Origin of the sequence: Microvirga ossetica, assembly GCF_002741015.1 — a bacterium.
Taxonomy (GTDB): Bacteria; Pseudomonadota; Alphaproteobacteria; order Rhizobiales; family Beijerinckiaceae; genus Microvirga; species Microvirga ossetica.
Map to the genome: position 1 here is coordinate 422,880 of NZ_CP016616.1, position 26,408 is coordinate 449,287.

Here is a 26,408-nt window from a genome sequence, read left to right on the forward strand (position 1 = left end):
AACGGGCAATCAGCAAACGCTGTGCTGTTCGCAGCTCCTCAAGAAAGGACGGTCGTTACCCTCATCCGAAATCGTTCACCCCTTCCGCCGCTCTGACTACCTCATCGATGTATTTCGAGCGCAACCGGTCGATCGGAGCCTCGTCATTGGTGTATCGACAGGGCGTGACCAGCCACTCCCACGCCTCTTCCGGTGAAGGGAGGAACGCGACAACTCGATTAAGCCCCTCAACCGGTTCTGATCCATCGAATTGCCGAACCGGGTAGATGTACTCACCGGCGTCATTTCGAAAAGCGATCGTCCTTTTGGCCGTGCGCCAGGCGTCCAGAGTTGCCAGGGAGATTTGAAGTCTCTCCGCCAAGTTTGTTGGGTTCAGAAGCTCGGATGCGGCCCAATCCGTCGAGTCGTCATCGATTGTGATCTCATCGAGCAGGGCCTTGCCCTCCTCCAAGCTGACTAAGCGCCCAAGTCCGGACCCCTTGACGAAGAGGGTCGGCTTCGGCGGGTCATCCGCCGGCGCCTGCTGGGGGCCAGAGCCGTATTCTGCCGCCTCGATCATCGCGACAATATCTTCAGGTAGATCACCGACTACGTATACTCGCCTTGCCAAATAGGCCTCGAAATCGGCAATCAGCATCGCCGGCATGCCGATTGCTCGTGGCCCATCGACGTCGGCTGACGGCGTGTCGCCCACAAATTGGATTTCCGCCGGCTGTAGACCGAGCCGATCACAAACCAGATGGAATATGGCGGGATCCGGTTTTACCAGCCCGACCTCGTAGGAGAGGATCACGGCGTCCGGAGCGTCTGGCAGGGCAGCTAGGAGCGGCACCCCATAGGGTAGCGCCAGGTTGGAACAGACGGCGATCCGCAGGCCTCGCTCCCGCAGGGACTGCCAGATTTCGGCGATCCCAGGCCGGAGGCGGATAGAGGCGCATTCAGCCTCCAGGTCCGCTTCCAGTTCTGCCAGCCCGCCCTCTCCGAGCTCATGGCTGACACCCGCAGCGACTTCCCGGAGGTTCAGAGGCTTCGTGAGGACCTCCTCGGCCGAGATCCCCTTCACATCTCGCCGCAGCAGGGCTCGGAACGGCCGACGCTTGTCGGTAATCTCGACCAGAGTCCCAAAGGCGTCAAAGCATATGGCTTGGATCTTGGTCATTGACCTTTTAACCCTCTCAGAAGCACTCGGTCGGCTTGGCTCACCTCACGACGATCAAAGAACTCAGGTAACTGACCCATCGCTGACATAACATCGTCCAGCATTGCTTCAGCCCGTTCAAGGGGGAGTCCAAACGCGGTGTAGGATGCGAACGCCGTTCGCGGGTTACACTCGTCACCAAATCCAGGCGCCGGAGCGCAAACATGGCGCTTTCGTCCAAGATTAGGAACAACGTCGAACACCGGCGAGAGCTCCCACCCCTCCCCTGTGTTAATGACGGCATGGTTGCGCAGGTGGTCGTCGGTGTTGTGCAAGGAGGCATTCACCAGCAGACGGCGGTACATCTGCTCTTCCGGAGCCTCGACGCCGATCGCACGAGAAGCCGCAGCCATGTCTCGATAGGTTCTGGTCGTTCCATAGCTGCTCGCAGGCTCATTAAGCAGCGTTCCCATACTTAGATAAGCATAGGGCTTGCCGTCCTCCGACCGGTCGAAGCGCCGCACGAGCAGGACGGTTTTGCCCGAGAAGGTCATTAGCCGACGTTCAGGAATCGGGAGCCTAGCAGCCTCCGCAACGTCCAGGCAGACGGCCTCGATGCGGGGATCGTCGAACTTGTCGCCCCAGGTTGGAAACTTCGCAATCCATCCCCCTTCCCTGTCGCGCCATCTCACCTTCGGGCGGGCTCCCCCGATATCGGCACACGCTCGCACGAGCATCGCGATTTGATCGGCTGTCGCGTCGCTTTCATCCGCCGCGATGGCGGCAAGCATGAAGGCTTCGAGATCGTCGCATTGGTTGGACCTCCCCAACGACTGGGAGCCATCAGGCCGCCAATGTCCTGGTCCTGCTTCAGCAGAGGCGCCGAAGGCCAGATCACCAGTCCGGTTCGTGGTACCTGCCGCGAGGAATTCAGCTGCACCAAGAACCGATCCCTCGAAGGCCATGGCGAGCACGCTCCGACCCCAGCCCTCCGGCCCAGTGTCGAGCAGCGCAAGTGGAGCCTCTGGGACACCTTGGAAAACCTGTGACACGATGGGAAGGCCAAGAGGATCGAGCGGCGTTGCGCCAGGTGTCTCAAGATAACTTTGGTCATATTGAAATGCACCGGGACGAAGAAACTCACCGCCCTCGAATGTCATCTCGCCGGCCGGGACGTAGCCGCGTCCGACATGCTTGAAGACCGTGAGCCTATCCAGGCGCCCAGTAGGGGAGACGTGCCACATTCAGGTTTCCGATTAGTTGGGCGAATGCTACGGCCTACCTTATTCTACGGCAACGACGTATTATCATCACCAGCGTGTCTGGATGCGAGACCTCCTTGGCATGGGCGACGACCTGGAGGGCCTCGGGCAATGCGTGTGGGTCGGGTCGCTTCGAGCGCCGATCGGCCAACTTCGGCTCGGCGGCCAGACGGCTTCGCACAACGTCATCCGGTGATCGCCCCTTCAACACGCGTTGTCGTCTCATATTGTAGGCCTGATTGAAGCCCTTGAGCAGCGTCTCCAGATCCCGATGGCTGGAGTTGGTGATGCGCAGCACCTCGCGCTGCACCCATCTGCTGAAGCGCTCGTCCAAGCTTTTGGTCTGAGGCGTGTAGGGCTTGGTCTTGCGGTGGAGATTTGGACCGGATCGGGACGGCGAGTTGTGTTCAGTATTCGTGCGGCAGCTGCGGCTTTCTCAGGAGCGTAATAGACTAGTTTTACTATGTTCTCATATAAACGGGTGATGAATTCTTCCGAATACGCTCAAATGACACCCTATCCAGATCCATAAAGGGGCTTACGCGCAATTTGCCGCGCGCTTTGCGGATGATCTTCCCATGTAGGCGCGAGGCTGATAGAGCACTGGTCCAGAACAATTTCGCCTAGGGGCACGAATGAAAGCCTACGATAATTCTGAGAAGGCTAAGCATGAGCAGACGAAGCAGCGAAGCCTGGAAGCCATCGACGCCCGTTTGGCGCGGCACGAAAAGCTAACGCGGATCACCCTGATCCTGGTCGTGATCCTGGCCGGGCTGTCGCTCGCCGTGCTGGCTACTCAACTCATCAACTATTCAAATTAGTCGCAGAACAACTGCGCCGGGGCCATGATGAACTTCCACACTCGTGATGTGAACCTTGCACGCCTGTGCAACGAGGCGCTTGAGCAGCCGCTCACAGAGGCCGAGCGCGACGCCATGATGATGGCCGCCGCTCAGAAGATTGAGGAGCTGTTCGACATCCTGCGCATCGATCATCGGAACGACCACAACACCCGGGAGACGCCCCAGCGCCTGGCCAAGATGTACGTCGAGGAGATCCTGGAAGGCCGCTATACTGCCCCGCCGAAGATCACCGAGTTTGACAATGCTCAGGCCTATGATCAGCTCATCATCACCGGCCCGCTTGAGCTGCGCTCCATGTGCGCCCATCATATGATGCCGATCTATGGCGCCGCTTACATCGGTATCCTGCCCTCCGCCGACGGCAAGATCATCGGCCTGTCCAAGTACGACCGCATCGTGGAGTACTTTGCCGCCCGCCTGCAGATCCAGGAGGAGTTGGTCAAGCAGATCGGTCAGTACATCATGGACATGACCTCACCCCGCGGCCTGGCGGTGCGCATCAGCGCGGTGCACATGTGCAAGACCCAGCGTGGTGTGCGCGCCAGCCATCGCAGCCGCATGGTCAACACCTACTATTGGGGCGAGATGGCTAGCGATGCTGCCCTCAAGAGCGAGTTCCTGCAGGAGTGCACTGCTCTCGACCGGGCAGGATCAGCCTAGGCCTCCTGCACCCGAGCGGGACAGTCCGACATTCTCCTTTGAGGCTTTTTGATCATGCGCTCGTCCTGGGATCGCCTCCGGCACGCCATCAGCTTTGAGCTCGGGGGCCTGGCCCTGATTTCCCCGCTTGGTGCGTGGGCCTTCGGCCTGCCGGTGGCGGATGTGGGTGTGGTGGGCGTGGCCTGCGCGATCATCGCAATGGTTTGGACCTACATCGTACGCATCCGGAGACTCCGTGGTCGTCACCGGAGTACGCATCCGAGTTAGGCCGCCTTGTGGAACTGAGGCATTTGGCAGAGCACTGGCTATATCGACGTCGATATGGACGGTGTTGTAGCCATGGACATTATCAGGGACCGTGGGCCGGTCAGCCGCTTGGACGTGGTCGACAGTGGTCGTCGCCGCCGGTTCAGCGATGAAGCAAAGCTCGCGATTGTGGCCGAGAGCTATCGCGGGCCAAAGCAGGTCTCGGCCACGGCGCGCCGGCACGGGATCACCCGCTTTCAATTGAACAGCTGGCGCAAGGCTCACAGAGAAGGACGGCTTGGCGCTGGTTCATGCGATGGATTTGTGCCCGCCCTGGTCGTTCCGGACGCTCGCGCGCCCTTGGAGCCTTCCGCGCCATTGGCACCGGTGCAACATCCCCCACGCGGCCTCGGTCGGATGGAGGTCGTCACTGCGAACGGGCGGCATGTGATCGTCGACCGGGATGTCGACGTCGATGCGCTGCTGCGGATCATCCGCGGCCTTGAGGCGCTGCGATGAACCTCTTTCCGATGAGCTCGAGCCTCAAGGTCTGGCTGGCAACCGGGCATACCGACATGCGGTGTGGTTTCCCCACTCTGGCTCTTCGGGTGCAGGAGATTTTGAAGCATGACCCTTTGGCCGGCCACTTATTTTGCTTCCGGGAACGCAAAGGTGACCTGATCAAAGTGATTTGGCATGACGGTCAGGGAGCCTGCCTGTTCACGCGAAAGTTGGAGAAAGGCCGCTTCATCTGGCCGACTGTGGAGGGCGGCGCGGTTGCGATCTCACCGGCGCAGCTGTCTTATCTTCTGTCCGGAATCGACTGGCGCAATCCCCAGGAAACCTGGCGTCCGACGCGGGTGTGAGCCGGTTTTACCATTGAAGTTACTGGGAAATCTGATTCAATGGTGCCATGTCATCGGCACCGTTCTCGCTGCCTTCGGACCTTGCCAGCGCCCAGGCCGCGCTGCTGGCCGAACGCGAGGCGCGGTTGCGCAGCGAGGCCGAGCGCGATGCGGCGGTGGCCGATGCCGCCAATGCGAAGGCCAGGCTGTCCAGCACCGAAGCGCTGATCGCGTATCTGCAATTGCAGATCGGAAAGCTGGAACGTGAGAAGCATGGCCGACGCCGTGAGCGCACCCAATGGCTGATCGACCAGCTGGAGTTGCAACTCGAAGAGCTGGTGACGGCGGCGACCGAGGATGAACTGGCGGCGGAGGTTGCGGCGAAGGCGCAGACCGCGCGCGCCTTCACCCGCAAGCGCCCGCTGCGCAAACCCTTTCCGGATGGCATAGAGCGCGAACGCGTCGTGGTTGCGGCGCCGACGGTCTGCGGGGGCTGCGGCAGCGCACGGCTGTCGAAGCTGGGCGAGGACGTGACGGAAACGCTGGAGGAGATCCCGCGCCGCTTCAAGGTGATCGAGACGGTGCGGGAGAAGTTCACGTGCCGGGATTGCGAGGCAATCAGCCAGGCGCCGGCACCGTTCCATGCCACGCCGCGCGGCTTCCTCGGCCCTCATCTGCTGGCGACGATCGTGTTCGACAAGTTCGGACAGCATATCCCTTTGAACCGCCAGAGCACGCGTTTCCACTGCGAAGGCATCGATCTGTCGACCCAGACGCTAGCCGATCAGGTCGGCCATGTCAGCGCCGCGCTTCAGCCTGTCTTCGCCCTGATCGAAGCCCATGTGTTTGCCGCCGAACGGCTGCATGGCGACGATACGACGATCCCGATCCTGGCCAAGGGCAAGTGCACGACCGGACGGATCTGGACTTACGTGCGCGACGACCAGCCGTTCGGCGGGCCTGCGCCGCCGGCCGCAGTCTATTATGCCTCCCGCGATCGGCGCGGCGAGCATCCGCAGAAGCACCTGGCCGGGTTCGGCGGCGTGCTTCAGGCTGATTGCTACAATGGTTTTAATCCGCTGTTCGACCCGGCGAAGAAGCAGACGCCCATCACGGCCGCTTTCTGCTTTGCGCATGCGCGCAGGAAGTTCTTCGAACTGGTCGATGTCGCCCGCAATCCCCGGCGCGGCGGGAACGCCAGGCCGGTCTCGCCGATAGCGCTGGAGGCGGTCCGGCGCATCGATGCGCTGTTTGCCATCGAGCGTGACATCAACGGCCGGAGCGCGGCTGAGCGGCTCGCCGTGCGGCAGGCGAAGAGCAAGCCGCTGCTCGACGAGATGGAGGCCTGGCTGCGCCAGGAGCGGGGTCATCTGTCGCGATCCTCCCCGGTGATCGAGCCGATCAATTACATGCTCTCGCGCTGGGCCGACTTCTCCCGCTTCGTCGAGGATGGCAGGATTTGTCTCACCAACAATGCCGCCGAAAGAGCGTTGCGTGGTGTGGCCTGCGGCAGGAAATCGTGGCTCTTCGCCGGGTCCGATCGCGGTGCCGACCGGGCCGCCGTCATGCTGACGCTGATCATGACGGCCCGTCTCAACGATGTCGACCCGAAGGCCTGGCTCGCCGATATCCTCGCTCGTCTCGCCAACCTGCCGGTCTCACGCCTCCATGAAATGCTGCCATGGGAATGGAAGAGGTTGCGCCAGACCGAAGATCCGGCTTCGCAGCAGGCCGCCTGAACATCCACCATCATACGACAAACCGGATTACGCGCGACACTTGAAGTCCGCGTGGCTCCTCGGATGCTTACTCACCGGATGCGTACGCCCGAAGTCGTGTACGCCCTTGATCTCCTTGATGAAGTTCTCGACGTCGTAGAGATGGATCTGTTGCAAACTTCGAGTATAGCCACGTCAGATGCCGTTTTGCCGTTGTGACATGCCCCTTAAGTGATTGATTTCTCAGTCGCGAGCCTTCGCAACTTAGTTGCGATTTACGAGCAAAAAGCAAGTTTGCAACAGATCCCGCGCGCCTCCCTTTGCGCCGAGTCAACATACGATGACGAAGGTCCTTAGAAACCCGTAGATCATTATGGCTCACCGCGTCGCCACCAAGCCACGGGAGACCTGCCGCTCTTAGAGAGGCTCACAGTACAGGCCCCGTTGATGCACGCTCGGCTCATGCACGCGTTGCCGCGGGGGCTCCGCGTCTCCTGCCCTGCCCAAACGCGGATAACTATCAGCCGGGATGGTGCCCTTCGCGGGCAGGGTTGATCTCCGCTCTTGAGTGAGATCAACCAGCCAGGTGCGAATTGGCCTCTGTCAAATCTCACAGGCTGACATCGCGACGGGGCGACCCGATGTTCTCACCGACATCATGCCGCCTTCACGCTCGGATTCATTCAAGGAGTGGGTGCTATGCCGAACAGAAACTCTTTCGCAGCCCGTAAGTGCTCCAAGCGGGCGCTGGCGTCCGTTGCTGCCACCGCTATTATCCTGTCAGGCATTACCGCCGGTACGACGCTGGTGGAATCGCGGGCGCCGGCGCTCGCGCAAGATGCCTCATCCTCCCCTACGATGCTTGGCCAAACTGCAACGCGGAACCAACTCACGCCGACATTCGCCGACGTCGTGGACAGGGTGAAGCCTGCTGTCGTTGCCGTGCGCGTCGACGTCGAGACTACCAGCTCAGCTGACGACAGGCTTTCGTCGCGCGAGCTGGACCAGCTTCCGCCGCAGTTGCGCGAGTTGCTCCGTCGTTTCGGCCAGAGCAGACAACCGCAGGTCGGCATCGCACTGGGCTCCGGCTTCTTCATCTCATCCGATGGCTATGTCGTGACGAACAACCATGTGGTTGAGCACAGTAGAACAGTCCAGGTCACAACAGATGATGGCCGGACACTCGACGCGAGAGTGATTGGCACCGATCCAAAGACGGACCTCGCGCTCCTGAAGGTTACTGAGGGCGGCAACTATCCCTACGTTCCGCTCGCGAAGGTCACCCCTCGGGTCGGCGATTGGGTTGTGGCGATCGGCAACCCCTTTGGCCTCGGCGGCACGGTGACCGCCGGCATTATTTCGGCCCGCGGCCGTGACATCGGGGAGAGCCAGTATGATGATTTCCTGCAGGTCGACGCCCCAATCAATAAGGGTAATTCGGGAGGCCCAACCTTCAATCTCAGCGGTGAGGTTGTCGGTGTGAATACCGCGATCTACTCGCCTTCGGGCGGCAGCATCGGGCTCGGGTTCGCAATCCCATCCGACACTGTTCACTCAGTCGTCGCGCAGCTCGAGAAAGATGGCAAGGTCACCCGCGGCTATCTCGGCGTGCAGATCCAGCCGCTCTCAAAGGACCTTGCCGAAGGTCTTGGGCTCGCGACCGAGAAGGGCGCTTTGTTTGGCAATGCACAGGAGGGTTCACCGGCCGCCGCTGCAGGCCTGCGAGCTGGCGATGTGATCACAGCGGTCAACGGTGAGCCCATCGCCGACGCGCGTGAACTGTCGCGGAAGGTGGCAGCGTTCAAGCCGGGCAGCATGGTCGAATTGACGTACCTCCATGGGGGCAAGCAGCAGACGGCGAGCATTACGCTTGGGATCCAGCCGGAGGAGAAGTCGGCTCAGGCCGAGACGCTGCCGGAGCATGGCCCCCAGCTTGGGCTGGGCCTCGCGCCGGCGGCATCGATCCCTGGTGCCGGCAATAAAGGTGTTGTCGTGGTCGATGTTGATGCCTCAGGCGCGGCTGCCGCCAGGGGTATTGAGGTTGGGGACGTGATCCTTGAAGTCGCTGGCCATGCCGTCTCGAGCCCGGCTGACGTCAAGGCAGGTCTCACAAGGGCCCAAAACGAAGGGAAGAAGATCGTTCTTCTGCGCATCAAGAATCAGCAGGGCACACGGTTCGTGCCACTTGGTTTGGGAACCGTTGGCTAAGACCGTACCTCGTCAGTAAAGTTGCTCTCGATGTTGATCCTCGCCGCGACGATGGATGGCGAGCCCTAAGGCGGACGGGAGCAGCCTGCATTTCGAATGACCGGACAGTCGGGGCTCGCAGGGCCCCAGTTGTCCCGCTCAATGAGAATAAGGAATCCTGAGGCTGGTGCTCGGCGTGGGTGGTGCCCAGCAGCAGCCTCTCTTAGGTCCGGGATTTCGAACACATCTCAACATGTCCTCGATTGTCGCCGACCCGTTCACGGACCGGATGGCAGGCACGGTGCACCATAACCTGCGCATAATCCTGTTCCATCATCTGAGCAACTGCGGCGGGCGCTGCAATTCAGGCTGTTGTCTGGGCGTTTGTCCCATCTGCCGCAGCGCCAATGCCGACTCGGTAGCACGCGCTGTGCCAATGGCTGGAACGCTCCAGATGGGCAAAACCGAGATGGGCTTAGCGAATGGATGGTCGAGGTTGCGAGCGCTAGGGCGACCTCGCACCTATAAGGATCTTTTTTCATGATCGTTCCGGTAAGACTTCCGCAAGTGAGCGCAGAAGGGTACCAGCCAGAAGATGGACGTGCCTGCCATAACTCCAGACTTTGATATCTGACAAGGGGCTCGGCGATGCCATAGGCACCAGGAACGGCTCAGAAGATTGATCGGGCATACAATGAGCGAGGCAGAATGAACCACACGGCCATCACACCCTCCAGCTCCTGGCCTTGACTGCCATGGCTCAGCTGGCAAGAGAGTCTGCGCTCTGGACGCATCCTTCAGCCGACCCTATTGCCTCGCTGAAGGTTCATGATCTCAACGGGATCGGAAAGGACGATCTCAGTGTGTTGCCCCGATGATGTTCGGCAAGCATGAAACGACAAGCAGAAGCGGGATAGGACAGGCAAGGCCGAGGTATACGATGCTGCTCTTGTCTCGGGTTTAAGTCAAAACGACGTGATGAACATAGCTAGGGCAGCGAGGGTCATCACCCCCGTCGCGATCCAGCCAACAGCCTGTAGCCATCCCCTGACAGCAAAAGGCCCCATGATATCCGAGCGGCACGTGACAAGCATCATTGTTGCCATGACAGGGACAGCGATCACCCCGTTGACCACGGCACTCCAAAATAAGGCTTTGATAGGGTTGATCTCACTGAAGTCGATGATGGTTCCGATTAGGGTCGCTAGGGCCACCGTACCATAGAAGGATTTCGCCTGCATCGGCCGGCGGGAGAACCCAACACTCCAACCACGGGCCTCTCCGATGGCATAAGCAGCCGAACCCGCGAGAACAGGGACCGAGAGTAGGCCTGTACCGATAATCCCGAGCGCAAATACGACATACGCGAAGCGCCCTGCAATGGGCCGCAACGCCTCCGCTGCCTGGGAAGAAGTCTGGATGTCGGTGATCCCATTCACGTTCAGCGTTGCTGCCGTCGTGACCATGATCGCGAGTGCAACGAGGTTCGAGAGAGCCATGCCGACCAAAGTATCGATCCTGATGCGTTGCAAAGCGGCGTTACCCTGCTCCGGAGAACCGATCAGTGCATGACGGCCCGGGTGCGCACCAATGTCCTCTACCTCCTCGGCCGATTGCCAGAAAAAGAGATACGGGCTGATCGTGGTGCCGAAGACCGCAACGATGACGGTGAGATAGTCCTTGTCCCATCGCACAGCTGGAAGCAATAAACCAGACGCGAGCTTCGCCCAATCAATGTGGGTCGTGACCATGACTGCAAAATAGGCGAAGAGCGCCAATGTCAGCCACTTTAGGACAGCCACGTACTGCGTGTATTGCAGGAACACCTGCATAGAGACGCAGACCGCTGCAAAGACGACGACGTAGAGCGCCGGTGGGCCGGGTAGGAGCAAGTGGACGGCATCGGCCATCGCCCCGAGGTCCGCCGCGAGATTAATGGTATTGGCAATGAGCAGCAGGATCACAATCACCTGGAGAAGCCAATTCGAGTAGTACGTCCGAAGAACGCCCGCAATGCCGTGCCCTGTGGTGCGCCCCAGGCGAGCGCAGATCATCTGAACCGCTGTCATGAGCGGATAGCTGAACAGCATCGTCCAAGTCAGCATGTAGCCGAACTGAGCGCCTGCCTGACTGTAGGTGGCGATCCCACTGGGATCGTCGTCCGAAGCACCCGTGATCAGGCCGGGGCCAAGCAGACGGAAGAGGCGTGGCCTCTTTGAGCCGGGAGTCCGGCCCCAATCCTCTGGATCATCGTCGACGATGTGCGGCTCCATTCTCTAGCCTCCTCTCGCTATGCTATTCAGGCCCATGGGGCTTAACCACCGCCCTGTATCCGGGCCTCTGTCGGACCATACGGACTGGTGTTGTGACGAGACCACACGATCACCGGATGACGATGTGCAGCGGACGGCATGAGGGCAGCTGATCTTGGTAGTCCGCGCCCCCGCGAGTGTACTGGCCACGTTGCTGCGTTCTATGTCCGGATTACCGCGTATCTCGGCTGAGCCTTCATGGACACGGCTTCTCTGACGAGGAGGCTGCACTGTAGCGGGCCGGTTGATCGACGGTTGGATGGGAGGCTGCCAATCTACCCAGCCCACGCACCTTGCATTGCCGAGTGTCCGGCCCAAAACTGGAGTTCTTGCTCGCACGCGGAGGCGGATTTTCTATGGCCCTGCAGGATAATCCATCTTCAATCCATGTGCTTTAGCCGCCCCCATCGCGAGGGTCGTTCCAGCGCCGCCGAGATCTATTGCCAAGACCCAGACAAGGAAGAGGATCGTCATCCGCCCGGCCGTCCAAATGCTCCGATTGGTCATGTGATTCTCCCAATGCCTCCTGTTCCAGGCGCAAGCTCATTGCAAGTGGCTTGGTTAGCCACGCCGGTCTGGAACGGTTCAGATTTCCCAGTTGGCTGATGCCCGAGAGAAGTGTGTCCGCAGTGCACTATCCTCCAGCTGTCACGCCAGGAGACATTGCCATGGCCTCCACCGAGACGGGCACTTTGCCTATGAGAGATATGATGTATTCGGGAGCCGGCGACATCCTGTGAGATTTAACAGACAAGAGCTTCTCGCCTTACGGGGTTATGTCTTCTCGGGGGCACGATGACGTTCCTGGTTCATCAGGGCTTTGCGGGTACGATTGCGGTGGACGATCGCCTGGAACGCGCACGGTGGACACACTCGTGGCTATATCTTCGCTGCAGCCGCAGGAACGACTGCTAACTCTTCTCGTGCCCTGCGTATGTTCGAACGGCGGGAATACCAGGCAGGAGCGGAACCGACCTGCACCGGGCGGAATGAGGCATTCCCAGAATTGTTTGGCTCGGGCAGAAGTCGCGGCTTCCTTTTCAAGCCCGGGAGCAGCGTCCTGCCGCTCCTCCTCAGGAACTGGCGTGGTCCTGGACCCGGCACAGGAGCGACAGGTCGGCATCTGGACCTGCCGTAAGCTGCAACGCCATGAATTGGTCGATTTGAGCCTGGAGGCGGTCCATCTTGTCGTTCAGGGCTGCGATCTCCGCTTCACTTTTCAAGTTGATCTCATAGTCCATCGCTGCAGCAAGGCGGTCCTTCGCGGCGTGACGATTCTGGCTCATCATGATGATGGGCGCTTGCACAGCGGCGAGCATCGACAGGAGCAAGTTCAAGAAGATATAAGGGTAAGGATCGAAGGCGTTGGAGGCGAGCAGAATGGTATTGATCAGCGCCCAGCCTCCGAGAAACAGACCGAAGCCCATGATAAAGCTCCAGGAACCGCCGATGGCCGCAACCCGGTCGGCCAGACGCTGGCCCAAGGTGAGGCGGCCGTCAAACTCCTGATTCAGGTTTTTGGCTGTATGGACGCGCCGGGCCACCCGCGCGATGACGCGCCGCCCCCGGGTGCCAAGTGGAGAAAGGCCCGCATGTAACAGATGCTGGGCAAGGAAGCGAATTTCTGCATTCATGGCTCACCCTCCTTTCAACCGACCGTCCTGGGCCAGCGGCAGGTGAACCGATCAGGAGATCAGGCCCCTGCGCAGAACCGTGACGGGATGGTCAATCGACTGTGACTGTCGCTCGGCATGACACTCAGGTTTCCTCTTGAAGTACGTGCCTCATGTGGCAACGCATCCGCAAAACGCAATATAACTCTTACGGTTCCAGGCCGCGTCAGTCAGGCGCGATCGACGGCGCGGCCAGCTTCGTCGGGGCCGTCGCGCAAGCCACCCGCAGAATCAAATTAAAAGAGGGAGCTCTGTATTCTCACCAAGCACCTTCACGAGGATCAAGGTGCCGACAGGAGGTGATTAGGTATTCATAACGCGGCCGTTTGAATGATCAGGCTGATTAGGGCAACGATCCATAATGTCGACTGCAGGTGGTTTTGGCTTTACGAAGCTTTTGATCAGCTGTGATTTCGACTGTATCGCCTCGTGTTGCTGATCATCTCCACCGCAGCACTCAGTTCTTCCTCACCAAGCTCAACGCATCCATAGCTGTCGATCGTGGCTCCGTCGCTGCGTGAGAAGACCTCAAACCACAAAGGTGGTAGCGACGAAAGTGCACGTGCTCGAGGAAGCTCCGTGAGTTGAACCTCGATCCCTCCGAACGGTCCCACCGTTGCAGTCCGACAGTCATACTCATCAGGTTCCGTCACTTCAAGCTTGATATAAGCCTGGACGAGCTCGCGTTCGAGCCATTCACGATCGCTCTCAGCTGAAGCAGCATGATCCAAGCATTTCCCATTGTATCGGGACATTCTCTTTCCTCACCAGCTACGAGGGTGTGAACAGAGTGTCGATAAGCTCCACGACAAGTAGTCTGAGTGACGCTCTTATTTGGTCGGAGACAAAAGAACCCGGTGAGCATCAACATCGTTATCGATGGAGATGGCCCTCGTTCAGCCTGAGGGCAGCCTGTGAGATCTGACAGTCACACTGCGGAAGTACAAGGCAAGGTCAGATCTCACAGTCCCCTAGCCGGCGGCTCCAGCACTGTGCTCTGGTGATACAACGATAAAAGGTCTGGAGTTCACCGGGGATCGAAGTGACTGCTTGCGTGATCGCCACGTGGTGTATCGATAGCAATCTCGCAAGCAGCGGAAGCGCCACAAACGTCGGTCGACCCCGGCGCTCGCTCACCTGGTGATCAGGCCTTGGTCAATAGCCTTGACAACCGCCTGCGTGCGGTTAATGACGTCAAGCCGCTTCATGGCCTGATCGCAGTGAAAATTGACCGTTCGCTCGCGGATGCCCAGGATAATGGCGATCTCGGACGAGGTCTTGCCACGCCCGACCCAGGTCAGGATCTCGCGCTCGCGATCGGTCAGATGAATGTCAGATGGTGGCCCGAACCGGTCATATCGGCGCCGGAGCCTGTTCTCGATCACGGCGCCGAGCATCTCGAAGTCGACAGGCTTAGTCAGGTAGTCGTCCGCGCCGAGCCTCCGCCCGATCAGCTCGCTGTCCCGGTCACCGAGTGCAGTCAGAAAAACGAATGGGATCTCGGCAAATGCCGATCCGGCTGCTGCTACCCGCTCCAGAAGCTCGAAGCCAGTCATGCCCGGCATGCGCACGTCGCAGACCACCAAGTCGGGCGGGGTCGATAAGATGGCGGCGAGACCCCGCTCGCCATCCGGTGAGCGCTCAACTGTGTAGCCGAGCTCGCTCAGCGCCTCCACCAGAAGGCTCGCCGTCTCGTCGTCGTCCTCGATACACAAGATCCTGCTCACTCGCATCCTCCCGCGGTGATGGCCCTGGACCGTCAATCGGCAACGACACCGTCATCCGTGTCCCCCGACCGACCTCGCTGTCGATTCGGAGGCTGCCCCTATGCTGACGAACGATCAGGTCGACAAGATACAGCCCCACGCCGGTGCCAGGGAGGGTGCCGACGTTACTGCCACGATAAAAACGCTCACGAACCCGATCGATCTCATCGGGTGGTATGCCCACACCCCGATCCTCAACTGTAATCTCAACGCAGGCGTCCGTTACCTTTGTCACCAGCGTAACAATACCACCTTCCGGCGAGTATTTGAAGGCATTCGAAATCACGTTGCTGAAAGCGTAATAGAGGAGTTCCGGGTCGCCCGTGATTTCTTGAGGCAGATCGCCGATCTCCTCTTCAAGGATATCGCCCATGCCAATCTCGCGATAATAACCCTGGAGATCGCGCAACATCCGGGAGAGATCAAAGCGGCGTGTCCGGGGCTGGGCCTGTCCGCTCGCTATCTCCATGGCACCGGTAAAGCTGACCACGAGGCTGGTCATCCGGAAGACCGCAGCCCTGATCTTGTGTGCGCGATCGGCAATCTGGCTCGGAGGGACTTGGTCCTTGGTTGCAAGGAGACGCTGGGCGTGGCCATCAATGCTGGTCAGCGGCGTGCGGAACTCATGCGACATAGTCGTTATGAAGTTGCGTTGCTCAACCGCGAGCGCCCGCTCCTTCTCGAGGGCCCCCGCCAGAATGTCGGCCTGTGTTGCGAGGCTCTTGCGCGATTCCAGAAGCTCGATCGTGTTTCGCCGAAAGACAGCGAGTGAGCGTGCCACATCCCCGATCTCGTCTCGCCGGCTCTCGAACGGGACCGAGAAACGCGTGTCGTGGGAAGCGAGGCGCCGCATCAGTCCGGCAAGATCGAGAAGTGGGCGCGAGAAGGAGTGCCACAGATAGGCGGTAAGGGTTACAAAGAGGACGAGCATGGCAAGGATCAGGTCCGACACGAAGCGCTGCGCTCGCGCGATCGCTTCGGCTGCAGCCTTGCGTGCTGCGTCGGCCTTTGTCTCGGTGAGATCGATCAGGCTGCGAAGACCGTCAGCAGCCGCTTGAAAGCTCGAGTGCGCCTCCCCCTCGAACAGGGCAGTCGCCGCGTCTCCCTGTCCACCTTGAGCCAACGCTACGATTGCTTGCGCATGTTGGCCATGATCAGTCCAATCCTTCAGGAAGCTGTCAAATGCCAGGCTTTCATCACGATCGTGCGGGATCGAGCGATAGCGTTCGACGTCTTGCGTAATTTCATTGAGAGTCCGCAGCAGATCGTCTGAGCTGGTCGAGATACCTGACGCATCACGGTGGAGCAGAGCCTCAGCCTCCTGCGCCCGAACCGTCGCAATGTGATGGTTCACCGTCCCCAGCAGCCGGACCGAATCCAGCCAGCGATTGTGGACCTCCCCCGACACGGCATCCACATGGGCAAGCCGATCGAGGCTCAAAACCCGCACAGTGACGACGGCCAGCACGAAGAGGGCAGCCAGAAGGGCAAGCTTGGCCGGCAGAGAACTGCGTCGAGAAAATAAAGGACGAGACGATCGCATGATCCGCTCCGCGTGGGCCATTGCATCACGTTTCAGCTTCATAAGTCTACCTTAACCCCGCGACCATAGCCGTACCCCTGTCAAATCTCACAGACTGACATCGTGACCGGGCCGCCCGATCTTCGTGTCCAAGGACGAGGATCAGGAGATGGCGGTGGACAGGAACGATCGCTCTGCGAAACGGCAGCCTCTCATTCCTCGCATCGTCCTCGTGCTGGGGGTGGCCACGGCTGCAATAGAGCTGTGCGCGATCTGGCTGCATGCTGAACCGGCCACGTCGGCCTCCGCGCAGCACGCGGTGCCAGCCATTCCCGTCCAGGCGACGGTTGTCAGCTCGCAACCGGTCGACCTTTCGCTGACGGCCCTTGGAACGGTGCAGGCGTGGAACACGGCGACGGTCACGCCGCAAGTCTCGGGTCAATTGACCGAACTTCCGTTCCAGGAGGGTAGTCTCGTCCATGCTGGCGACATCTTGGTGCGCATTGACCCGCGACCATTCCAGGCCGCGCTCGATCAAGCCCAGGCCAAGAAAGCTCAAGATGCCGCCAATCTCGCTGCGGCACAGAAGAATCTTTCACGAGATCAGGTGCTTCTGACCAAGGGCGGCTTTGCAACCCAACAGACGGTCGACAATGAGCAGGCGCAGGTCGAAGCAGACAAAGCCATGATCGCAGGAGACCAAGCTGCCATTGAAACGTCTCAACTCAACCTGGATTTTGCGACGATCAAGGCACCGTTCACCGGCATCATTGGCCTGAGCAACATAGACATTGGCAATGTTGTTTCGCAAAGCACCAGTATTGTTACGATCACCCAGATCGAGCCGATTGCGGTCGAGTTCACCCTTCCTCAGGCTGACCTGAGTGACGTTCAGGCCGCATTCGCTCAAGAAAGGCCCGCGGTTCTTGTTTCCGATCAAAACGGCAAGACCCTGCGGGCGCGCGGCAGCCTCGATGTTATTAACAACGAGGTCGACTCGGCCAGCGGAACGATCAAGCTCAAGGCACGCTTCGACAACAAGGACCACAAGCTCTGGCCCGGGGCCTTCGTGCAGGTCCGGATTGTCACAGGAACTGTGCCAGATGCCATTGCTGTGCCCTCGCAGGCGGTCCAGCGTGGTCCGAACGGTTCCTATGTTTGGCTGGTTTCTCCCGACCATACCGTGCGGCCACAAACGGTTGCGCTCGGACAGATCCAGGACGAACGGACCGTGATCACGAGCGGACTTTCGGCGGGCGACCGGATCGTCGTTGCGGGACAGTACCGTCTCACCCCAGGAGCTCGCGTGAGCGAGACCGACTCCGCGCAGGTCGCTCAAGCCCACGACGGCCAGCCATGAACCTGTCTGCTCCGTTTATCCGCCGCCCAGTCGCGACCTCGCTGTTGATGTTGGCAATCGCCATCATCGGCATGGCGGCCTACCCATTGCTGCCAGTGGCACCATTACCGACTGTGGATTTCCCGACGATCCAAGTTTCAGCCTCGCTGCCGGGAGCCAGCCCGGAGGTCATGGCGTCGGCAGTCGCAACTCCGCTGGAGAAGCAACTCGGCATCATTCCCGGCGTGACGCAGCTCACCTCATCCAGCAGCCTCGGCAACAGCCAGATCACAGTGCAGTTTGACCTGGGCCGTAACATTGATGCAGCCGCCCAGGATGTGCAGGCTGCCATCACGGCCGCCTCGGGCCAGCTTCCGCAAACCTTGCCGAGCCCCCCGACCTACCGGAAAGTCAATCCGGCGGATCCACCTATCCTCGTGCTCAGCGTTCGCTCCGATACCGTCCCGCTTACGCAGGTCGATGATTATGCGGAGAACATGCTCGCGCTGCAGATCTCGCAAATGCCGGGTGTCGCCCAGGTCTCGATTGGCGGGCAGCAACAACCGGCCGTGCGTGTCCAGGTCGATCCGGCGAAACTGGGCGAAAAGGGTCTCACGCTCGACGATGTTCGCGGCGTGATCGCTGAGGCGACAGTCGATGCCGCCAAGGGTACCCTGCGCGGTCCGACGCAAAGCTTCACCATCTACGACAATGACCAACTGACCAAAGCCGCGCCTTACAATGACCTGGTCATCGCCTACCGGAACGGCGCTCCGATCCGCATCCGCGATATTGGCCAGGCCGTGGATGGCCCGGCCGACACGACCCTGGCCGCCTGGATCAATGGTCAGCGCGCCATCGCGCTGATCGTCTCCAAGCAGCCGGGAGCCAACGTGATCGACACCGTCGACCGGGTCAAGGCCGAGCTGCCGCGCCTGCGGGCCAGTATTCCGCCAAGCGTCGCGGTGACCCCGGCTGTCGACCGCACGACCACCATCCGCGCCTCGGTCAGCGACGTGCAGTTCACGCTCATTCTAACGATGATTCTCGTGGTCCTGGTGATCTTCGTATTTTTGCGCAACCTGCGCTCGACGATCATTCCAGGGCTGGCCGTTCCCCTCTCCATTATCGGCACCTTCGCAGTCATGTATGCGTTGGGCTATAGTCTCGACAATCTCTCGCTCATGGGGTTGACGATTGCGGTCGGCTTCGTGGTCGACGATGCCATCGTGGTGCTTGAGAATATCGAACGACATATGGAGGAGGGCCTCCCTCCGCTACAAGCTGCGCTGACAGGCGCTGGCGAGATCGGTTTCACGGTACTCTCGATCAGCCTGTCACTCGTCGCCGTCTTCATCCCGCTGCTGTTCATGAGCGGCCTCGTCGGACGCCTTCTCCGCGAGTTCGCTGTGACTGTCACCGTCTCGATCTTGGTGTCACTCATCGTTTCATTGACTTTGACGCCCATGCTGGCGAGCCGATTTCTGAAGCCGAAACGCCCCTCGACAGAGCAGAGCCGCCTCTATCGGGCCAGCGAGCGCGCGTTCGAGGCGCTTATCCGCGGCTACGCGAGAACGCTAGACGTGGTGCTACAGCACCGAAGGCTGACGCTGCTCGGCTTCGCTGCGACAGTCGCGGCGACCGCATGGCTTTTCGTGACAATTCCAAAAGGTTTCTTCCCGATCCAGGATACAGGCTTCATCATAGGCCAGACACAGGCGGCACCGGACGTCTCCCCCAGCGAGATGGCCCGCCTGCAGCAGGCACTGGCTGGCGTTGTCTCCAAGGATCCGGATGTTGCGCAGGTGGTCTCGATGATCGGCGGATCTCGCACGGTCAACGAAGGACTGATCTATGCAAGTCTGAAGCCGCTCGACCAAGGCCGCGCCAGCGCCATGGAAATCGTGAATCGCTTGCGACCACAGCTTGCCCAGGTACAGGGCGCTCAACTCATCATGCAACCGGCCCAAGACATCACCGTCGGGGGCCGCCAGTCGAAGGGACTGTTCCAGTACACGCTCCAGGGTGAGCAGGCCGATGAACTGAGCACATGGACGCAACGGCTCTTCACGAGCCTTCGCAATGTTCCGCAGATCACCGACCTCTCGACCGATCAGGAGGCGAACGGGCCGACGGTTACCCTCACGATCGACCGCGACACCGCCGCCCGCTTCGGCATTCAGCCGGCCGCGATCGACGCCGTCCTGGCGGATGCCTTCAGTCAGCAACAGGTCACGCAGTTCTTCACTCAGTTGAACACCTACAAGGTCATCCTTGAGGTTCTGCCGAGCATGCAGGGAACACTGGAAACGCTCTCCAAGCTCTACATCCCGGCCCTCACGAACGGCCAGCCAGTGCCTCTCTCAAGCCTTGTGTCCCTCGACACCCAGCCGGTTGCTCCCCTGACGTTCACACATCAAGGCAGTTTCCCGGCCGTAACGTTCTCGTTCAATTTAGCTCCCGGCGCCTCGCTCAGCGATGCCGTGGATGCGGTTCAGGCGGCGCGGGCCGCTATCGGCCTTCCTCCATCCATCGTAGGATCCTTCCAGGGCAACGCGCAGGCCTTCCAAGACTCTCTGGCGAGCGAGCCTTTCCTCATTGTCGCAGCCCTGTTCGTGATTTACGTGCTTCTCGGCGTTCTTTACGAAAGCTACATTCACCCCCTTACGATCCTGTCCACTCTACCCTCGGCGGGACTCGGCGCACTGCTAATGCTGTCTGTGTTCCATATCGATTTCACGATCATCAGCCTGATCGGTCTCATCCTCCTCATTGGCATCGTGAAGAAGAACGGGATCATGATGGTGGACTTCGCACTCCACGCAGAGCGCGAAGAGGGACTGCCGCCGGTCGATGCGATCCGTAAAGCTTGCCTGTTGCGCTTCCGCCCGATCCTGATGACGACCGTCTGCGCCATTCTGGGTGGGTTGCCGCTCATGCTGGCGCACGGGACTGGATCGGAGTTGCGCCAGCCACTCGGCTATGCCATCGTCGGCGGCCTCGCCCTGAGCCAAATCCTGACTCTTTTCTCGACGCCCGTCATCTACCTTGCCCTGGATCGATTCCGGGTGCGACCAATGCGGGAACGCCAAAGCTTTGCTCCGGCAGAGTAGATTAACTCGTCTCCATTCCATCTCGCCATCCATTGGGGATATCGGCATGGATCGCTTTGGTCGATTCCTCCTCTTGAATCATGGCCGATGCCGGCAGCACTCGAGCCTTCGGGCCATCATTTGTGAGACACGCACAGGACATAACGTCGGGGATATCTCTCACGATTGCCGTGGGTCTTAGCGTCCTGCTCTATATCGGCACAGTCCATTGCCACTACGAGGCGTTGCGGATTATCTCCCAACTGGTGGAACGGTCCGGATTAAGCCGAGACTTCGCATACTTCTCGTCTTGTTCGGCACCGTCCTGGCGCACCTTCTGGAAATCGTCTTCTACGCTCTCATGCTCTGGTATGCCGACACCATTGCTCATATCGGTGGGTTCACTGGACTTGGTGCAGACGAGGTCGCAAACTACTTTTACTTCTCGGCCGAGACTTTTACGTCCCTCGGAATGGGCGATCTGTACCAATGGGGCGCTTTGCGTCTGATGAAGAGCCTGGAAGTCCTGAATGGACTGCTTCTCATTGGATGGTCAGCATCATTTGCGTTTCTCGCCATGTCGCGCCTTTGGGCGCTTCACGCCTCCGCTGCTGCAGCCGAGACGCACGTGCTTTCTCACCGTGAGAATGACGAGCCATGATGCGCGGCTCTACCTGAAACACCACATCCAAGTAGCAAGGCGTCAGCGGGAGACTACACAATCACTTAAGATCGGCTTGAGCAGCTTCTGCATGCCGGTTAACAAGCCACAGCGCGCTCTCTTTCTGAATATCCCCGAAACGGACCAGGGTCTCGATGAAGAAGTCGTTCCCGCTGAGGATTGATTAAACACGCGAGAATGCGGTGTGCTGGGCCTTGAGCAGGGCTGCCACAGGCCCAGAATCTCCAGTTCTATGCTCGCGCATGGGGGCGAGCCGTGCATCCAGGACTTGCAGTCGCTGAACTTCCAAAACGACGAGATTTCTCCTTCTCCGGCCGAGTCGTGAGGAAACCAAGATCAACCATGTCAAGACGGGAGTCCGCTGCCGGGGAATCGCTCACAATCAGCAACGTCTCTCGCTCCAATCATGTGTCTGGCGCATAGTCAGTGACTGACGCTCGACACGCCTGCAGTCCGCCTCATTGAAGATCGCGCCTATCGCGTGGATCGAAGGGACCAACTGCGGCAGCACTGCGGCCTGGGCGACGCCGACTACACCATAGACGAACGCAGGGTAGCCTGGGACGGACGGCGCTGAGCACCGGGGGAGTGATTCGTGTATGATAACACCACACGGCGATGCTCCGGGCGCCGCCGTATCTTATAATGCACAATCCGTCTCCAGCCCTGTCACATATCACAGGCTGACGGAAGTCCGGAAGTACACCATCTTTCTGCATGAGTTAATCGGTCGAAGCAGTCGCTGTGGACTTCTACGTCCAGGTGACTTCAACGAAGGACACCCGAAGTTATGCGGTCGGACCCTGCTACTATTGCCGCTATATGCTTTGCTCGCTCCTGCCTCAGAGCAGGGACCGATGATAGATCCGGCGTGAGCTGCAGTATAGCGTCGACGATGAGCAACCGGCCAAACAGTTGCAGCTTTTCAACGCGGGACTGCCCACACCGGGCGAGACCTTCAACAGAAGCTCGCCCGACCTGCTTGAGAAGGCAGGAGGATGATCGCCATGATCTTGCGCATCGAGCCAATCATCTACGTCGCTTTTACTTCTCTTATCATGATCGTCTCGATCGACGGTGTTGCAGCCGCTCGAGAAGGTGGAGGATCACACGGTGGCAGCGGCACCTTAGGCAGCCGAGACGGTCCCGCGGGCAGTGGGTTTGACGCTGCACGAGAGGCAGCCGGCCCAATCCTCAGGCGAGAAAATGTCATTGGGAGAAATGCTCTCGTTGGCCAGATGTTGGGATGGGAGAAGCCTCAGGAATGGCACTCGCGGGCTGACTGGATCCGTAGTCACCGCGGCTGGCGGCCGGATGATGAGTGGACAACCTATGCTTATCCCTATCCAGTCTACGGATGCCAGTGGCCGTGTGGTCTCAGCACCTGCCGCTATTACCCCACTGCTTACGGGCCTTATGCATACTACTTGCGTCCCAGATTGATCGAACGCTCCGGCGCTGTTCGCTCACATTCGGTGCAAGATGGCCGGTCGTACATGACGCGCGCACCCCGAGTTCCGAGTTCGCGTCCGGCGAACTCGAACAGACCGGCTGGATCTCGCGTGCTAAGTTCCACGCAAAAATTGGCGCACCCGATGCGCCGCGCGAGTACATGATCTGACTGCTGAGGAGCTTTTAGGGGGAAAGACGTTCCGCTGATTAGGTTTGTGAAGTTCTCCTGCAATGCGGACGCCAGTCTTCGAGAACGGTGAAGGTTGGGCCAAACTTGAGTGATCACTGGTGGTTGACCTCAGTAGAGTGTCCCAGGGATGAACGCCATAAGCCGCTCTCGACCAACGTAGATTTAACAATGGCAATGCGCCGGCTGGGAGTGCTCGCCTCCGTGAAGGCGAATTGCAGTCTCTGCGGACGACGTGATCGTCAGATCTCACATGCCAACGAAAGACACGAGAATGACCGTGACAATGTGGCAGGCACCTGGAAGATCATCTTCAGTAGGTGAGCACGCTGTCGACCCAGGGGGTGAGTTGAACAGCGCCCACCGAATCCTACGACATTCGCCAAATCGGCGTGTGATGCAATCTGCACTGCAGCCCGTATCGGCAGTTACCTCGGATTCCGTAATGATGGGCCTGAGACTGTCAGCGCCTATTCCGTTTCCTGCCAATGAAGGAGGCCTTTCGCGCTATCTCGACGAGATCCGTCGCTTCCCCATGCTCGAGCCGCATGAGGAATACATGCTCGCCAAAAGCTGGCGCGAGCATGGAGATCGCGAGGCCGCTCACAAGCTCGTGACGTCCCACCTGCGCCTGGTCGCCAAGATCGCCATGGGCTATCGCGGCTACGGCCTGCCGATCGGCGAGGTGGTTTCCGAAGGCAATGTCGGCCTGATGCAGGCCGTCAAGCGCTTCGAGCCCGACAAGGGCTTCCGCCTCGCCACATATGCCATGTGGTGGATCAAGGCGGCGATTCAAGAATACATCCTGCGATCCTGGTCCCTCGTGAAGATGGGCACCACCGCGAACCAGAAGAAGCTGTTCTTCAACCTGCGCAAGGCCAAGGGCCGCATCTCCGCCTTCGAGGAAGGCGACCTGCACCCCGACCACGTCAAGCAGATCGCCACCCAGCTCGGTGTGACCGAGCAGGATGTGGTGGACATGAACCGCAGGCTTGGCGGTGATTCTTCGCTCAATTCGCCACTGCGCGATGAAGGCGAAGGCGGTGGCGAATGGCAGGACTGGCTCGTCGACCATGGCCAGAGCCAGGAACAGGTGCTCGTCGAGGAGGAGGAAGGCCAGAACAGGCTGAAGGCTCTTCGCGGCGCGCTCTCCGTGCTCAACCCACGCGAGCGCCGCATCTTCGAGGCTAGGCGTCTCTCGGACGACCCGATCACCCTGGAGGAGCTCTCCACCGAGTTCGGCGTCTCCCGCGAGCGCGTCCGCCAGATCGAGGTTCGCGCCTTCGAGAAGATCCAAGAGGCGGTCAAGAAGAACCTGACCCAGATCGAGCGCGATAGGTCGAAGATTCAGGGAAGTCATGGATCCCACGTTTTGAGATAGGATCTGCCACTTCATGAAGCTCTATCATGGGCCTATGCGATCGATTTCTCGGTGGCGGCGTCAGGCAGGCACGTGGCACCCTACTGGAACCAGCATGCTGCTACCTGTGCATACAGGGACTAGGTCCAGTTCCAATCGCATCCACTTTACCACACGAGCGAGTAAGGCCGAAGGAGCGGGCCCTGCCCTATCAGACCTTGCAGGCGGAAGCAGGTTTGAATGCACGGCACAATCCTCTCCACACCTGGCGAGTGCAAGGGCGCACCTGGCATCGATCGCAGCCCTGGACCTATATGAGTGGAGAAAGAGCTTATCACCGACCCAACCCATTCATCGATCAAAGTCACGGATCGGCCAAAGCGCAATGGGCCAGGATCGGCCAACCTCGGATGGGGGAGCACAATGACAGCGCTCTGGTTCATGTTCGCCACGGGGATCGAGAACAGCTATCCGACCATCAGGAACGGCAGCGTCCGCATCGACGAGATGGAGAAGTGTGGACATTATCAGTATTGGCGAGAGGACTTCGAGCTACTGCGGGAACTTGGTATCCACTATCTACGTTACGGACCACCAATTCACCATGTATGGCTTGGTCCCAATCGGTATGACTGGATCTTTCCGGATGACACCTTCGGGATGATCAAAGCTCTCGATGTAGTGCCAATTGTCGATCTCTGCCACTTCGGCGTGCCGGGTTGGATCGGCAACTTCCAGAACCCTGACTTTCCTGAGCTCTTTGCCGACTATGCAAGATCCTTCGCGCAACGGTTCCCCTGGGTTCAACTTTACACACCTGTGAACGAGATGTTCGTCTGCGCGACCTTCTCGGCCGCGTATGGGTGGTGGAATGAGCAGCTCGCGAGTGATCAGGCGTTTGTGACAGCACTCAAGCACATCGTCAAAGCAAATGTTCTGGCCATGGCGGCGATTCTCGAGGTCCGGCCGGATGCCATATTCATCCAGAGTGAATCGACCGAGTACTTCCATGCCGATGAACCGGAGGCCATCAGGTCGGCTGAAATTATGAACGCGAAGCGATTCCTGTCACTTGACCTCAACTATGGCCGCCGGGTCGACTCGGAGATGTACGAGTTTTTGATGGATAGCGGCATGACACGCGAGGAATATCATTTCTTCCTTACCTACCAGCTGCGGCAGCACTGCATCATGGGCAACGACTACTACGCTACGAATGAACACAGGGTTGCTCGGGACGGGCGGAGCTGGGCGTCAGGGGAGATATTCGGGTATGCTGAGATCACGCGGCAATACTACGATCGGTATCGCATTCCAATCATGCATACGGAGACGAACCTTGCGCAGGGTGCGACAGGCGAGGAGGCTATCATTTGGCTGCAAAAGGAATGGGCCAATGTTCTGCGGGTTCGCAACAGTGGCATACCGATTGTCGGCTTCACCTGGTACTCATTGACGGACCAAGTCGACTGGGACGTTGCCTTGCGCGAGGAGCATGGTCGGGTAAACCCGCTCGGCCTCTATGATCTTGACCGGAATATTCGTCCCGTCGGAAGAGCCTATCAGCAGCTGATCCAACGGTGGCGGCGGGTCCTGCCGACTCAAAGCGTGTGTCTGACGGTACCGGTGATCCGACCGAGCCAATTCGACAGTGCGCACACAGCGTCCCAGGTGGAGAAGGCCCTCGACCTTACCCAAGGGATATCCACCACGCAGGCCATCCCGGGTCATGCAGGATGAGGAGGGAGGAACGCGTGCTCCCCTGGGTGGACTGCTCGACAGTGAGATCGTTCTCTCTCGTCCAGCCGCATCGAAGCCCGGTCCCGCGAGGTCAGGCGGCACAACCTCACTGCGTCTCACAGGAGTTCCGGCTGTTCTTCTGCACTTTCCGTGTCATTCCAGCCGCAGGGGCATCACTCCGATTCCAGACTTAACGTGTCAATCGCGGTCGCGAGCGTCCGCCCTACTCTGGGTTCGGCCGCGCAAGAGCCGATTAAGGCCTCCTCTCCTAACGCGGGGATCTGTAGTGTTTTACTAGGGCCTAACCGCCCGGGACCTCCCCGAATGCGGGAACAGGTGTTTTGCATCAGCCGCCGGGAGCATC

At 59.6% G+C, this 26,408-nt stretch carries 18 protein-coding genes and 1 pseudogene; 12 read left to right on the forward strand and 7 right to left on the reverse strand.

The genetic code is table 11. The features are described 5' to 3' along the window. Nucleotides 1-61: 61 nt before the first annotated feature. The 3 genes and pseudogenes from BB934_RS01830 to BB934_RS01840 all read right to left on the reverse strand — a co-directional run. Complete coding sequence (locus BB934_RS01830) at nucleotides 62-1,159, reverse strand: HAD family hydrolase (RefSeq protein WP_099508113.1); 1,098 nt, start codon at nucleotides 1,157-1,159, stop codon at nucleotides 62-64. Further along, nucleotides 1,156-2,298: a type II toxin-antitoxin system HipA family toxin gene (locus BB934_RS01835; RefSeq protein WP_237050138.1), complete on the reverse strand. Its 1,143-nt coding sequence runs from the start codon at nucleotides 2,296-2,298 to the stop codon at nucleotides 1,156-1,158. Before BB934_RS01835 ends, BB934_RS01830 begins: the two co-directional genes overlap by 4 nt. A 118-nt stretch (nucleotides 2,299-2,416) precedes the next feature. Further along, nucleotides 2,417-2,776: pseudogene (locus BB934_RS01840) on the reverse strand (IS481 family transposase); the annotation flags it as partial. A gap of 259 nt (nucleotides 2,777-3,035) precedes the next feature. Between BB934_RS01840 and BB934_RS01845 the strand changes: the two are divergent. From BB934_RS01845 to BB934_RS01875, 7 genes are all read left to right on the forward strand, one after another. Beyond that, on the forward strand, nucleotides 3,036-3,221 hold the full coding sequence (locus BB934_RS01845; protein WP_099508115.1) for a hypothetical protein: 186 nt from the start codon (nucleotides 3,036-3,038) through the stop codon (nucleotides 3,219-3,221). Between the two features lie 24 nt (nucleotides 3,222-3,245). Then, nucleotides 3,246-3,923 carry a GTP cyclohydrolase I gene (gene folE, locus BB934_RS01850; protein ID WP_099508116.1) on the forward strand — a complete coding sequence of 226 codons (678 nt, stop codon included), beginning with the start codon at nucleotides 3,246-3,248 and terminating at the stop codon, nucleotides 3,921-3,923. 54 nt (nucleotides 3,924-3,977) lie between these two features. Further along, entirely contained in the window at nucleotides 3,978-4,190 is a 213-nt protein-coding gene (locus BB934_RS01855; protein WP_099508117.1) for a chlorhexidine efflux transporter, read from the forward strand. A 72-nt stretch (nucleotides 4,191-4,262) separates the two neighbouring features. Continuing rightward, the gene (tnpA, locus tag BB934_RS01860) at nucleotides 4,263-4,688 is read left to right on the forward strand and encodes an IS66-like element accessory protein TnpA (RefSeq protein WP_099508118.1); all 426 of its coding nucleotides are present in this window, start codon (nucleotides 4,263-4,265) and stop codon (nucleotides 4,686-4,688) included. Continuing rightward, the gene (gene tnpB / locus BB934_RS01865) at nucleotides 4,685-5,035 is read left to right on the forward strand and encodes an IS66 family insertion sequence element accessory protein TnpB (protein WP_099508119.1); all 351 of its coding nucleotides are present in this window, start codon (nucleotides 4,685-4,687) and stop codon (nucleotides 5,033-5,035) included. Before tnpA ends, tnpB begins: the two co-directional genes overlap by 4 nt. A 47-nt stretch (nucleotides 5,036-5,082) precedes the next feature. Continuing rightward, nucleotides 5,083-6,753 carry an IS66 family transposase gene (gene tnpC, locus BB934_RS01870; protein ID WP_099508120.1) on the forward strand — a complete coding sequence of 557 codons (1,671 nt, stop codon included), beginning with the start codon at nucleotides 5,083-5,085 and terminating at the stop codon, nucleotides 6,751-6,753. Between the two features lie 678 nt (nucleotides 6,754-7,431). Then, nucleotides 7,432-8,940 carry a Do family serine endopeptidase gene (locus BB934_RS01875; RefSeq protein ID WP_099508121.1) on the forward strand — a complete coding sequence of 503 codons (1,509 nt, stop codon included), beginning with the start codon at nucleotides 7,432-7,434 and terminating at the stop codon, nucleotides 8,938-8,940. A 944-nt stretch (nucleotides 8,941-9,884) separates the two neighbouring features. Here BB934_RS01875 and BB934_RS01880 read toward each other — a convergent pair. The 4 genes from BB934_RS01880 to BB934_RS01895 form a co-directional block, all read right to left on the reverse strand. Continuing rightward, on the reverse strand, nucleotides 9,885-11,192 hold the full coding sequence (locus BB934_RS01880; RefSeq protein WP_099508122.1) for an NRAMP family divalent metal transporter: 1,308 nt from the start codon (nucleotides 11,190-11,192) through the stop codon (nucleotides 9,885-9,887). A gap of 1,112 nt (nucleotides 11,193-12,304) precedes the next feature. Continuing rightward, nucleotides 12,305-12,775, reverse strand: a complete 471-nt coding sequence (locus BB934_RS01885) for a DUF1003 domain-containing protein (RefSeq protein ID WP_237050139.1) — start codon at nucleotides 12,773-12,775, stop codon at nucleotides 12,305-12,307. 1,262 nt (nucleotides 12,776-14,037) lie between these two features. Further along, the gene (locus tag BB934_RS01890; protein ID WP_099508124.1) at nucleotides 14,038-14,637 is read right to left on the reverse strand and encodes a response regulator transcription factor; all 600 of its coding nucleotides are present in this window, start codon (nucleotides 14,635-14,637) and stop codon (nucleotides 14,038-14,040) included. Beyond that, entirely contained in the window at nucleotides 14,546-16,213 is a 1,668-nt protein-coding gene (locus BB934_RS01895) for a sensor histidine kinase (RefSeq protein WP_162299133.1), read from the reverse strand. Before BB934_RS01895 ends, BB934_RS01890 begins: the two co-directional genes overlap by 92 nt. 148 nt (nucleotides 16,214-16,361) lie before the next feature. Here BB934_RS01895 and BB934_RS01900 point away from each other — a divergent pair, with 148 nt between their 5' ends. The 5 genes from BB934_RS01900 (at nucleotide 16,362) to BB934_RS01925 (ending at nucleotide 26,044) form a co-directional block, all read left to right on the forward strand. Then, complete coding sequence (locus BB934_RS01900; RefSeq protein ID WP_099508126.1) at nucleotides 16,362-17,552, forward strand: efflux RND transporter periplasmic adaptor subunit; 1,191 nt, start codon at nucleotides 16,362-16,364, stop codon at nucleotides 17,550-17,552. Further along, nucleotides 17,549-20,644: an efflux RND transporter permease subunit gene (locus BB934_RS01905; protein ID WP_099508127.1), complete on the forward strand. Its 3,096-nt coding sequence runs from the start codon at nucleotides 17,549-17,551 to the stop codon at nucleotides 20,642-20,644. The genes BB934_RS01900 and BB934_RS01905 overlap by 4 nt, the downstream gene beginning before the upstream one ends. Nucleotides 20,645-20,933: 289 nt before the next feature. Continuing rightward, nucleotides 20,934-21,284 (forward strand): hypothetical protein, encoded by a 351-nt coding sequence (locus BB934_RS01910; RefSeq protein WP_099508128.1) that lies wholly within the window; start codon nucleotides 20,934-20,936, stop codon nucleotides 21,282-21,284. Nucleotides 21,285-23,392: 2,108 nt separating this feature from the next. Further along, nucleotides 23,393-24,325, forward strand: a complete 933-nt coding sequence (rpoH, locus tag BB934_RS01920; protein WP_418294742.1) for an RNA polymerase sigma factor RpoH — start codon at nucleotides 23,393-23,395, stop codon at nucleotides 24,323-24,325. Between the two features lie 402 nt (nucleotides 24,326-24,727). Continuing rightward, nucleotides 24,728-26,044, forward strand: coding sequence for a family 1 glycosylhydrolase (locus BB934_RS01925; protein WP_099508130.1), 1,317 nt, complete (start codon nucleotides 24,728-24,730; stop codon nucleotides 26,042-26,044). Nucleotides 26,045-26,408: the final 364 nt, after the last annotated feature.